The sequence below is a fragment of the Acidobacteriota bacterium genome, from assembly GCA_016715115.1.
In the GTDB taxonomy this organism is placed as follows: Bacteria; Acidobacteriota; Blastocatellia; order Pyrinomonadales; family Pyrinomonadaceae; genus JAFDVJ01.
Genome location: JADKBM010000013.1, coordinates 299137 through 310827 on the forward strand (window position 1 = coordinate 299137; position 11691 = coordinate 310827).

The 11691-nt window shown below is 55.9% G+C and carries 13 protein-coding genes; 8 read left to right on the plus strand and 5 right to left on the minus strand.

Going from position 1 to position 11691, the window contains the following annotated elements; translation table 11 throughout:
• Nucleotides 1–13: 13 nt before the first annotated feature.
• The 8 genes from IPN69_16155 to lpxK all read left to right on the plus strand — a co-directional run bounded on the left by IPN69_16155 (nucleotide 14) and on the right by lpxK (nucleotide 6696).
• Nucleotides 14–484, plus strand: coding sequence for an AtpZ/AtpI family protein (locus IPN69_16155; GenBank protein MBK8812243.1), 471 nt, complete (start codon nucleotides 14–16; stop codon nucleotides 482–484).
• Between the two features lie 199 nt (nucleotides 485–683).
• Nucleotides 684–806: a DUF4372 domain-containing protein gene (locus tag IPN69_16160; protein ID MBK8812244.1), complete on the plus strand. Its 123-nt coding sequence runs from the start codon at nucleotides 684–686 to the stop codon at nucleotides 804–806.
• Nucleotides 807–811: 5 nt separating this feature from the next.
• Entirely contained in the window at nucleotides 812–1180 is a 369-nt protein-coding gene (locus IPN69_16165; GenBank protein ID MBK8812245.1) for a hypothetical protein, read from the plus strand.
• A gap of 914 nt (nucleotides 1181–2094) precedes the next feature.
• Entirely contained in the window at nucleotides 2095–2517 is a 423-nt protein-coding gene (locus IPN69_16170; protein ID MBK8812246.1) for an ATP synthase subunit I, read from the plus strand.
• Between the two features lie 2 nt (nucleotides 2518–2519).
• Nucleotides 2520–3416 (plus strand): F0F1 ATP synthase subunit A, encoded by an 897-nt coding sequence (atpB, locus tag IPN69_16175; protein ID MBK8812247.1) that lies wholly within the window; start codon nucleotides 2520–2522, stop codon nucleotides 3414–3416.
• 214 nt (nucleotides 3417–3630) lie between these two features.
• Nucleotides 3631–3945 carry an ATP synthase F0 subunit C gene (locus IPN69_16180; protein ID MBK8812248.1) on the plus strand — a complete coding sequence of 105 codons (315 nt, stop codon included), beginning with the start codon at nucleotides 3631–3633 and terminating at the stop codon, nucleotides 3943–3945.
• Between the two features lie 137 nt (nucleotides 3946–4082).
• Complete coding sequence (locus tag IPN69_16185) at nucleotides 4083–5555, plus strand: protein kinase (GenBank protein ID MBK8812249.1); 1473 nt, start codon at nucleotides 4083–4085, stop codon at nucleotides 5553–5555.
• A 115-nt stretch (nucleotides 5556–5670) separates the two neighbouring features.
• Complete coding sequence (gene lpxK / locus IPN69_16190; GenBank protein ID MBK8812250.1) at nucleotides 5671–6696, plus strand: tetraacyldisaccharide 4'-kinase; 1026 nt, start codon at nucleotides 5671–5673, stop codon at nucleotides 6694–6696.
• Between the two features lies 1 nt (nucleotide 6697).
• Here the strand turns inward: lpxK and trpD are convergent, their stop codons facing one another.
• The 5 genes from trpD to IPN69_16215 all read right to left on the minus strand — a co-directional run bounded on the left by trpD (nucleotide 6698) and on the right by IPN69_16215 (nucleotide 11672).
• The gene (gene trpD, locus IPN69_16195) at nucleotides 6698–7777 is read right to left on the minus strand and encodes an anthranilate phosphoribosyltransferase (protein ID MBK8812251.1); all 1080 of its coding nucleotides are present in this window, start codon (nucleotides 7775–7777) and stop codon (nucleotides 6698–6700) included.
• Between the two features lie 86 nt (nucleotides 7778–7863).
• Nucleotides 7864–8430: an aminodeoxychorismate/anthranilate synthase component II gene (locus tag IPN69_16200; protein ID MBK8812252.1), complete on the minus strand. Its 567-nt coding sequence runs from the start codon at nucleotides 8428–8430 to the stop codon at nucleotides 7864–7866.
• 9 nt (nucleotides 8431–8439) lie between these two features.
• Nucleotides 8440–9255, minus strand: a complete 816-nt coding sequence (locus IPN69_16205) for an ankyrin repeat domain-containing protein (protein MBK8812253.1) — start codon at nucleotides 9253–9255, stop codon at nucleotides 8440–8442.
• A gap of 4 nt (nucleotides 9256–9259) precedes the next feature.
• A complete protein-coding gene (gene trpE, locus IPN69_16210) occupies nucleotides 9260–10762 on the minus strand; it encodes an anthranilate synthase component I (protein MBK8812254.1) in 1503 nt (500 codons plus the stop codon).
• 43 nt (nucleotides 10763–10805) lie between these two features.
• A complete protein-coding gene (locus tag IPN69_16215; protein ID MBK8812255.1) occupies nucleotides 10806–11672 on the minus strand; it encodes a hypothetical protein in 867 nt (288 codons plus the stop codon).
• Between the last annotated feature and the right edge of the window lie 19 nt (nucleotides 11673–11691).

Genomic DNA, 11691 nt, shown 5'->3' on the forward strand with positions numbered 1-11691 from the left:
AGAATGAATCGCAATGATTAAAAACCTTCTCAGCGCAGACGAACAACCGGCAGAAGTTCCCGTTGAAAATGAAACTCCGGCCACAGTCCCGATGTCGCTATTCTCGCTAGCCGCGGTGACGGAGGAGTTGCCGGCCGAGGTCGAATCGAAACCGTTTGATTCGGATCCGGCGATTGAACCGGATCCGGCTTACGATGCAAACGAATGGAACGAGGCGGCAACGACGAAGGATCACGAGCCGGCGATTGTCATCGCGCCGTTCAAGGAGCCGTCGAAGGTCGAAACAATTCGCCGCAGCGGCCTCGCTTGGTCGGCCGGCGTCGTGTTTTTCGGATCGGTCGTTTTCACCCTCATACTCGGATGGCTGGTCGATCTCCTTCTCGGCTCGTCCCCGTGGGGAATCGTCGGCGGAATCGTGTTGGGATCGATCATCGGATTCGTTAATTTTTTCAGGATCACTTCACAGATCTTCAAGAATGGCTGAGATAACTGAAAGATGAAAGTTGCAGCGCTATCTGTTCTCAACTGTCCATTCTTAGTTTTTCAACCAATCCCGTCCTAAACGTTTTTTGAAAACTGGGTCATTTTAGCAGATAAAAAAATAGAGAAAGTGGTTTTTCTCAATGATTTCCTGAATTGATTCGGGCTATCGTTGAGTTGAAACAAAAACAACACCTTCTCTTATGGAAAAAATAACATTATTTGCGCAGATCGTCACCCGTTTGGATCGTTTTGGATTCGACCGGATTGTCCGAAAGCACCAGACCGACAAGCAGCAAAGGGTTATGACAGCTGGACGCATCTGATCTCGATGCTGTTTTGCCAGTTCGCAGAGCCAGTCGGTCCGCGACATCAGCAACGGGCTTCGGTCGGCGACCGCAACCTGAATCATCTCGGTGTGCCAAGGCACCGTCGGTCGCGGTCAGTTACCAGACAATCGCGACTGGCGCATCTTCAGGATTACTATTTTCATCTGCTCGATCTTTTAGGACAGCAGAAGACCCACCGGAAGATAAAGTTCAGGATCAAATCGAAGATTCTGCTGCTCGATTCGACGACGATCAGTTGTCTGGACTTGTTCGACTGGGCGCATTACAAGCGGCAAGGGCGCGGTCAAGCTGCCCATTGCTCGATGGGCGGATTGCCGGTTGAACGTCACAACGGGCAAAACAGGCGATAACAAGGGGCTTACGCATTCCTCTGATCCCGGGAAGCGTCGTCGTCGCCGACCGTTTCTACGCCGATCTTTATTTGCTCAACGTTGGGACAGCAGCGGCGTTAAGTTCGTCGTCCGGCACGGAGAACCTCAATACACGGTTCTGAAGGAGAATGAGACGCCGTCCGATTCGCCTGTTCGGGCGGACCAGATCATCGAGTTCGCCGTTCCGAAATCGAAGCAACGCTATCGAAGAAGCTTCGCCGGGTGGTCGTCTGGAATGAAGAACACCAACAGGGATCGAACTATTGACGAATAATTTTACGGTCGGCAAACACGATGGCCTAAGAGCCGCTGGCAGATCGAGATCTTCTTCGAGATCAAACAGCTGCTTCATATCAAATCGTTTATCGGCACGACTCTAAACGCCGTGATGATTCAGCTGGACCGGCTGATCACGATTCTGCTTTTGAAATATCTGAAAGCAAAGGCAAAATATAAATGGCATTTATCGAATTTAGTGGCATTTATTCGGCTGAATATGTCATAGTTTGCACATTGGCTCGACGACCCGTTCACGGCCGTCCAAAGCAATTAATTTGAACCAGGGGGTTCTTTTCAAATCCGACGCCTGAGAACGCGTCACAACCAATGTTTCAGGCCGGTCGGAATCCGGAATGAAAACGTTTAGGACAGCATTGTTTTTCAACTATTGATATCAACTATCCGCTATCAGTTTTCAACTATTCCGAAAAGGGAAAGCTCCGGAATAGCTGAAAGTTGATAGCTGAGAGATGAAAGTGGCAGTATTGGATAACTGAAAGAAAGATGAAAACTGCAATATCAACTGTCCACTATCGGTTTTCAACTTTGTACGGAACATTCTCCCCGCCCGAATTGAGTTTTTCCGGTTAAGTTTGTAAAATTCTTGTTTCGCCATGAGCGAAAATTCCAACACGTACGAACAAGAGCCACCGAATCTTTCGCACCGACGCATTCTGATCCTGATGGCGGCGGTGATCGTGTTGGGAACGGCGCTTGGTTTTTTGTTTCGTTCACCGCGTTTCGGTGCGGGGATTCTGGTCGGCGGGATTTTGGCGGAAGTCAATTATTACTGGCTGAAACAGGCGCTCGGCGGGATTTTTGAAAAGGCGATCCGCGACGGGAAGAAGCCGAAGTTTTTGATCGGCGGATATCTTTTGCGCTACGTTTTTCTGGCGCTGGCGCTGGTCATCATTTATTTGACCAACGCCGTCGAGTTCGCCGCGGTGCTTGCCGGACTCGTGAGTCTCGCGGTCGCCGTTACGATCGAGGGTATAATACGTTTGTTTTTAATCGCTTTTAATAGAAAGGAAATTTGAAAATGCTTTTGTTTTCAGAGGGCGGACATCACACTCCGCTGATCGTCGAATTTGTAAATCACTATCTTGGAAAGCCGGCTTACGAGTTCCAAATGGCCTATACGAAGCCGTTATGGGACAAGTTGTTCGCGAAGTTCGGAACCAGCGCCGAGACGATGTTCGGGCCGTACACCGTCGAGAACGCGATCCCTTGGTATTCGATAATGTTCGTCATCGCCTGTATCCTGACGATGATCGTCATCTCGATCATGAAAGGCAAGTTGTCGTCGGAAGACCCGAAGCCGGGCCAGTTGACGCTTGAAGCGGGTTTCCTCGCGATCAGAGATATGATCGTCAACGTCGTCGGAGAACACGGATTCAAGTACTTTCCGGTCATCGCGACATTCAGCACGCTGGTTTTGATCTCCAATCTGATGGGGCTTTTCCCGATGTTTATGGCGCCGACTGCGCATATCAGCGTTACGTTCGCACTCGGCATCTCGTCGTTCATCTACTACAACTCGGTCGGTATCCGCGAAAACGGCATCGGCAAGCATCTCGGCCACCTAGCGGGGCCCAAGCTTCCCGGAATAATGGCGCTCATCATCACGCCGTTGATCTTCAGCATCGAACTGATCTCGAACCTGATTCGCCCGTTGACGCTCTCGATCCGACTTTTCGCCAATATGTTCGCCGATGAGCAGATCGCGATGCAGATCTCGAATCTGTACGCGCCGTTCACCCAGTTTCTGCTGCCGGTCGCGCTTTTGCCGCTGGCAGTCTTCGTCGCTTTCGTCCAGACGCTCGTGTTCACGCTGCTTTCGATGATCTACATCAGCGAAGTGACGCACGGCGATCACGGTCACGACGACGAGCATCACGCCGAAGAATCGCACGCGGAAGTCGCGGTTGCGGCTTAGTTTTCGGCGGATTGAAAAGGATTCGGGCGTTTTTGCCCGAGGTTGGCAGGTTGAAAATTCGCACTTTATAGCAGTTAGAGCCCGCACGCTACAGGAGCCTTGACTCGACGCGAGTATAAATCAAGCGCATACCGGAAGTGAGGCGAAATCATAAACCACCGCGGATTTTCGCTATGGCCTGTCGTAAATTAAACAAAACACAGGAGATAAGAAAATGAATAAAATGAAATACGTAGTTTTTGCGACGATGCTTCTGGCGCTGATGTCTGTCTCGGCCTTCGCGCAGGGCGGTGCGGCCGACAACGAACAGACCGTGTTGGCTTACAAGGCCATCGGCGGCGGCATCGGATTCGGATTGGTCGCCGGTTTGGCGGCTATCGGCCAGGGGCTCGTCGGCTCGCGCGCGGCTGAAGGCGCGGCACGCAATCCGGGCGCGGCCGGAACGGTTCAGACGCTGATGATCATTGCGCTGGCGCTCATCGAATCGCTCGTGCTTTTCGCGCTGCTGATCGTTTTCGTCAAACTTTAATCAACGGTTTCGACCGAAGTCTCGCGGACGAAGTTTGAAAAAGCTTTGTCCGCGATTTTTCTTTGAACTATACTGAATCCCGGATGCGAAAAAGGAAACCTGCGAACGAATTTCGCGTTTTCTAACTCTAAGATTCTATGCTTGACCAATTTGTCGGAAAAGTTTTGGCGGAAAAATACCGGATCGATTCGGTGATGCGGGACACCGATCTCGGCCGCATCTATCACGGCACGCATCTGCTGATGGATAAAAACGTCGCGGTCAAGGTCCTTTCGCCGGCGCTGGCGGTGGACGAAAGCATCGTCAATCGCTTTTCCCGCGAGGCGCGTGCCGTTTCTAACATTTCGCATCCGAATTTGCTCAACGTCACCGACTTCGGCTCAGACGCCGACGGAACCGTCTTTATCGTTTTCGAGGACGCCGACGGACAGACGTTGCGCAAGTTGCTCGCGCACGGCGAGGAGTTTTCCGCGACGCGTGCCGTGAAGATCGTGCGGCAAGTGGCGTCCGCGCTTTCGGCCGGTCATATCAAGGGACTAGTTCACCGCCATCTGACGACCGACAATATCCTCGTCAACCAGGACGACGAGGTGAAACTTCTCGACCTCGGTGCCGGCAGCGAACCAGTCGACGGCGAGTACACGACCGACCGCATCCGTTATCTTTCGCCCGAGCAATGCGCCGATCCGTCGAACGGCGACGAGCGCTCGGACATCTACAGCCTCGGTGTGATCTTTTACGAAATGCTCGCCGGCGAGACGCCGTTTCAGGCCGAAAACACGAACGAGCTGATGCTCAAGCACGCCCAGGAACCGCCGCCGCCGCTGACGGCGTTTCGCAAGGACCTTCCGCCCGAGATCGAGCCGGTGATCCTGCAGACGCTCGCGAAAAATCCGGATATGCGTCATCAGACCGCCGTCGAACTGATCGACGATCTGAATCGCGCGTCGCGCGGATTCGTTGCGGCCCCGGCAAACGAGCGCGCGGAACCCGGGTCACCGAACAATATCTGGAAGACGGCATTCGTCGTTCTCGCCGGCATCTCTTTGCTTTCAGCCGGCCTGATCTGGGCGACTTCCGGCCGCAAGACCGATCCGTCAACGTACCAGTCGGACGCGAATGCGATGCCGGTTCAGCCGATCGGTCCGGCGACCGGGATGAACGAACAGGGACTTTCGAACATCGCCCAGGTTCCGCTCGATTTTTCCAATTCAAATATGATGCTAACCGCGCCGGACACTCTTTCCGGCGGCACGAGCAATCCGTTGTGGGATCAGAATTACGTTCCGCAAGGACCGGTTTACATCCCGCCGGCCGGAAATCAGGTAACCGTCGGACCGTGCGATCCGAACAATCCGTTTATGCCGTGCGACACGGTCGTCGTTCAGCAGCCTTCGAACACGGCGACGAACACGACGCCGTCGCCGAAGCCGACTAAGTCGCCCGCAGCGAACACCGCCGCGACGCCGGCCGCGACCGAGACGCCGAAACCGCAGCCTTCTCCGACCGTTGCTCCGGCCAAGACTCCGCAAACGAAGCCGTCGGAGCAAAAGACTCCGGCGTCATCGACCAAGAAGATCGAGAGCGGGAAAACGCAAGACAGCCGATAGGGAATTGGGAATTGGGATTTGGGATTTCGGATTTGTGAGTTTCCAGAGACCGCGGGTGACTTCCAAATAGGAGTTCACGTATTCCGGGTCCCGATCCTGAATCCGAGACGAGACAATGCCTTTCAGCGCTTTATACGGACTACTCGCGAGATTGCGTGAACGACTTTTCGATAAGGGCGTTTATCGCTCCCATTCGCTCGGGGCGCCGACGATCAGCGTCGGCAACATCACCGTCGGCGGAACCGGGAAAACGCCGTTCGTTGCGTTTGTCGCCGAGTTTCTGGCCTCACGGGGCGAACGGGTCTGCATCATCTCACGCGGCTATAAACGCGAAAACGAGCGCTCCTGCGTCATCGTCTCCGATGGCGAAAGCATTCTCGCCGATGCGCGGAACGCCGGCGACGAACCGCTGGAACTCGCGATAAATTTGCGCGGAAAGGCGTCCGTTATCGTCGACGCCGATCGGATCAGGGCCGCGGCACGCGCACTTGACGCTCTCGCTCCGACGGTGTTCGTGCTCGACGACGCGTTTCAGCATTTTCGTGCGAAACGGGACCTCGACATCGTCTTGATCGACGCGACCAATCCGTTCGGAAATCGGAAAACACTGCCCTTCGGCATTCTGCGCGAAGCGCTTTCGGGCTTGGAACGCGCCGGAATGATCGTCGTTTCACGCGCCAATCTCGTTTCAAATGAACGGTTGGAACGGATCGTCGACGAAATTCGAAGTCTCTCGAATTGTCCGATCTTCGCTTCGCGGAACACGTTCTCGGGATTTCGGGCCTTGAATCGCGAATCCGTCGAACGGGATTCGGGAGCGAACTGTTTCGCGTTCTGCGCGATCGGGAATCCGGAGAATTTTTTCGATCAGATGCGCGCGGAAGGTTTCAAGATCGTCGGGACGAAGGCCTATCCCGATCACCATTACTACTCGGCCGGAGATATCGCTGCGATCGCTTCCGAAGCCCGGTCCGCCGGCGCTGACACGGTTGTGACAACCGCAAAGGACGCCGTAAAACTGGTCGGTCTCGAATTTCCGATCCCTTGCGTGGTTGCCGAAAACCGTTTGAGTTTCGACGACGAAGAGCGATTCGGTGAAATTCTTCTCGGGGTCACGCGTGAACGCGTTACTCTTGCGTGAGTTATCGTTTGTTCGTTGTCTGGATCAGTCGGTCGAGCTTGTTCTGCGCCTGGCCGCTGTCGATCGCTTGTTCCGCGAGACGCGCGGCGTGGATTGGGTCCTTGGCGATGCCGCCGATGACGAGCGCCGCGGCGGCGTTGAGAACGATCAGCGAACGGGCCTCGTCGCGGCGTTTGCTGCTCAGGACATCCCGGATGATCGCCGCGCTTTCATCTGCGCTGTGGGTCCGAAGATGTTCGATGCTGCCTTCCTTGAGTTTGAAGTCGGCCGGCGAGATCTGGAATTCCCGTAGTTTGTTGCCGGTGATCTCGACGGCCGATGTCGGGCCGGAAAGCGTCAGTTCGTCGAGCCCGTCAGAGCCGTGAACGACCCACGAGCGCTCGGTTCCGAGCAGCGCCAGCGCCTGCGCGATCGGCCGCACGAGCGACGGATGCCAGACTCCGAGCAACCGTCTCATCGGGTTCGCCGGATTCGCCAAAACGCCCAGAAGATTAAGCGAGGTTCGAATCCCGAGCGCGCGGCGGATGTCGCCGACTCGGCGGAGCGCCGGATGAAACTTCGGGCCGAACATAAAACAGATTCCCGCGCCGCTCAAACTGGTCTGCGCAACCTCCGGCTCGCTCGCAACTTTCACCCCGAGTTTGGCGAGCACGTCGGCGCTTCCCGTACGGCTCGTGACCGCGCGGTTGCCGTGCTTCGCCACGGTCAGTCCCGCACCGGCGGCGACGAACGCCGCGGCGGTCGAAACGTTGAAGGTCTTTGCCGGACTCGAACCGGTGCCGGTGATATCGATCAGGTTCTTTTGCCGCGCCGTGATCTTGACGGCCCGCTCACGCATCACGCGGGCCATCCCGGCCAGTTCCTCGAACGTCTCGCCCTTGGCGGCAAGCGCGACGAGGCATCCGGCGACCTGGGCCGGGTTGGCGTCGGGAGCGGTCAAAGCCCGGAAAAACTCGCTCGCCTCGTCAAACGACAGATCCTCGCCGCGGGTCAAACGGCTGAGAAATGGAAACAATGGCGTGTCCGCCTTGGCGTTGGTGGCACCGACTGGAACGTCGAGAAGCCATCCGGATTTCGGCATATAAGCAATTCTACGCGGGAAGAGGGAAAGTTGAAACAGCGAAGCATCGGAAGCAGTCGCGGGTGAAACCGCTAATCTCTACTATCTCAAAGATTTAGAAAGTTTTGCAAGAGTTTTTTGCCTTCCTTCGTCAGGATCGACTCGGGATGAAACTGAACGCCTTCGATCGGAAACCTGCGATGCCTGAGTCCCATTATCAGGCCGTCCGGAGAAGTCGCCGAGACCTCGAGACAATCGGGCAGGGTTTCGCGTTCGACAACGAGCGAATGATAGCGCGCAGCGCGAAATCGATATGGCAGATCATCGAAGATTGTCTTCCCGTCGTGACAGATCTCGACCGGTTTTCCGTGAACCGGTTCGGGCGCGCGGATCACGCGTCCGCCGAAAACCTGGCCGATCGCCTGATGTCCGAGACAGACGCCGAGGATCGGGACGCTCTCGCCGAGCATCTTTATTGTCTCAAGCGAAACGCCGGCTTCGTCGGGCGTTCCGGGGCCGGGCGAGATGAGTATTTTCTCGGGCTTGAGATCGCTGACGATCTCGTCGAGCGTCACCTGATCGTTGCGGCGGACCTCCATCGCCGCGCCGAGTTCACCGAGATACTGGACGAGGTTGTATGTGAACGAATCGTAGTTGTCGATAACAAGCAGCATAATTCGAAACTACTGCAGAAGTTCGATCGCTTCCTTATTCTGTGTCTTTTTCGCCAGATCGAGCGCGGTCTTGCCCTCTTTGTTCTTGAGCGATTTGTCCGCGCCTTTTTCGAGGAAAAGCTTGATCATCTCTTTGAGGTCGGCGCGCGAGATCTTCGTATTCTGCGCGACAAACATCAGAACCGTCGTGCCGTCGCTTTCGGGCACATTGATGTTCTTCGTCTTTTCGAGAAGCATTTTCACAACTTCCAGATCGGCCCGCGTCGCCATCGCATGCTCCGAGATCGGGACCGCGCCGTCGGCGTCGGGTTGATCCGGGTTGGCGCCCTTGTCGAGGAGTTTCTTGATCGTCGACGGTTTGTTGAGAAGGACCGCGACGTACAGGACCGTTTGCCCCTTCGTCTTTCCGACCGTTCCCGTGCTGTTCGGGTCGGCTCCTTTCTCAAGCAGAAAATCGAAGTTCTCGAACCGTTCGTTTTTGAGCGCGGCGTAAAGCGGCGTGCGTTCCGCGCCGTCCTTGAGATTCAGATCGGCCTTTTCCGACAGTATTTTGAGCGTTTCGACGGTCGAGTTCAAAACCGCGAACGTCAGTGCGGTGTCGCCGGTCTTGTTGCGTACGTTCGGATCCATACCGGCTTGCAGAAATAGCTTGACGTTCGCCGCCTCGCTCTGTTTCAATGCCTTGAAAAAATCGTCCTCGGTAAAATTAAAGCCGCGCGCCTTGAGAAGGCTCTGCGCCATCTCCGGCGTCGTTTCCGTTGAACGCGCTCCGCATCCGGCAGCCGCAACCGCCAGAAGGAACAAAAGTATCAATTGCTTTTTCATCGTCTTACTCCTCGTCAAAATTCTCCGCCAAATCGACCGCTTTGACCAACGCCCGCGCCTTGTTGATCGTCTCTTCGTATTCTTTTTCCGGAACCGAGTCCGCGACGATGCCGGCGCCGGCCTGAATCGAAGCGTTTCCGTCCTTGAGCCGGATCGTGCGGATCGCGATGCAAGTGTCGAGATTATCGGCATAATCGATATAGCCGATCGCTCCCGCGTAGACTCCGCGACTGTCGGGCTCGAGTTCATCGATGATCTGCATCGCACGGACTTTCGGCGCTCCGGAAACGGTTCCGGCCGGAAAACACGCGGCGAGCGCATCGAACCGGTCGCGGTCCTTTGCGAGTCGCGACCGCAAGCTGGTCACGAGATGCTGGACGTGCGAGTATTTCTCGATCTTCATCAGTTCCGCGACCTCGACCGAGCCGTATTCCGAAACGCGTCCGAGATCGTTGCGTCCGAGATCGACGAGCATCACGTGTTCCGCGATCTCTTTTGAATCGGAACGCAGATCCTCGGCCAGCATCCAGTCTTCAGTCTCCGTCGCTCCGCGTTTCCGGGTTCCGGCGATCGGCCTGTATTCGACCTTCCTGCCGTGGCAACGGACGAGCATCTCGGGCGATGCGCCGATCAGGGTTTCGGAACCGAGATTGACGAAGAACATATAAGGCGACGGATTCGTCGTTCGGAGCGCGCGATAGATGTTGATCGGTTCGGCCCCGGTCGGGCGTTTGAACTTTTGCGAGATCACGACCTGATAGGCGTTGCCGGCGAGAATATGTTCGCGGACCGTCTCGACCGCGGCCAGGAAATCGCCTTTTTTCCAGTTCGAAACGAACTGCTTCGAGTCGGGTCTTTTTGCGGCGGTCGATATCGCCAACGGGCGTTCGCGCAGTTTCGCCGCGACCGATGCGGTTTCGGCGATGGCGCTCTCGTAGAGTTCGCGAAGGCGCGCGGGATCACCGTCGGCATCGTCGGTGAAGACGGTCGCGACGATCTCGATCCGCTGCCGAAGACGATCAAAGACGAGCATATTGCGAAAAAACATCCAGGCCGCCTCGATCCGTGCCGACGGCGCTTTTTTGCGGAGTGCCGGTTCGAACCAACGGGCCGTGTCATAGCCGAAAAAACCGACCGCGCCGCCGCACAAGGGAGGAAGCTTTTCGCGGCGCGCGAGTTTGTAGCGTTTGAAGTGGATGCGTAGAAAATCAACCAGCGTCCGGTCCGGATATGTCTTTCTGGACCCGTCCTTTTCGAGCGTCGTCAGAGAGTTTTTCGAACTGACGGTCATATACGGATTCGCGGCGAGAAACGAATACCTTGCGATGCGCTCGCCGCCCTCGACCGACTCAAGAAGAAACGACTGCGAGGCTCCGGCGGAGATCTGAAGGAAGGCGCTGACAGGCGTTTGAAGATCCGCCAGAACGCTCCGAACCACCGGGACGACGTTCCCTTTTTCGGATTCGGCGAGAAATTCTTCGAATGTCTGTGGAGAAAGCTCGAACATTTGAGATCTGTCTTGCACGGCCCGCCGCACGCCGGACTCAGAACTACTGCGCCGGTTTGAAGATCTTCGGCGATTGGTACGTTACGCCGAACGTGACGCCGGTGCGCGGGCTATATTTCGTCAGGCCGAACACCGCAGCGGTATCAAACCGCAAACCCGATGCACGAATCTGTGCGCCGACGCGAAACTGGCCGACGCTTTCGGTTCCGAGCGGCGCGCCGCGACTTCGCGTGTTGGCCCGGCCGTTCACTTCGCTGACCAAATTGATGCGGTCGTTGACGCGAAAAATTCCGGCGAGTCCGTAAAGCAGAACGTCATTCTGGCTGAAATTCCCGAGCGGCGCGGTCATTATCCCGAGACCGACGTTGCCGAAAATGTTGGCCAACGGCGAACGGTTCGGCCGTTTGCCGAATTTTTTCTGCAGCAGAACCTTGCTGAAAATATTGATCGTGTTCGTGCCGATGCCCCTCGCCTGATCGGTGTTCGGCATCTGATATCCGAACTTCATTCCGATCGCCGGCAGATTCTTGGACTCGTTGCGGAGTTTGACCTTTACCGACACTATGAAATCATCGAAATCGTTGGTCGAGTTGCCGGCGATGTTCAAAGGAATCGGCGACGGCGTGGACTGCGAGTTGATGGCAAGAAAATTCTGGATCGTCCCTTCGATCTGAATCTCGACGTTCGGTGCGAAACCCTGCCGCACGCGGATGTCGGCAACGCGCGTCAGATCGCCCTTGAGGCCGGAGAGCGGAAACTTCACATTCTGCAAGAAATCGACGCCGGCCGAAACCTCGATCGCTCCGGTGTTCGTGATATCGACGTCTTCGGTGAGCAGCGGACGCTGTTGCGCCAACGCCGCCGCGCAGGCGAGAGCGATTATCAAGAAACTCGTCAGTATGCGATTCATAGTGACTGATTTTCGCATT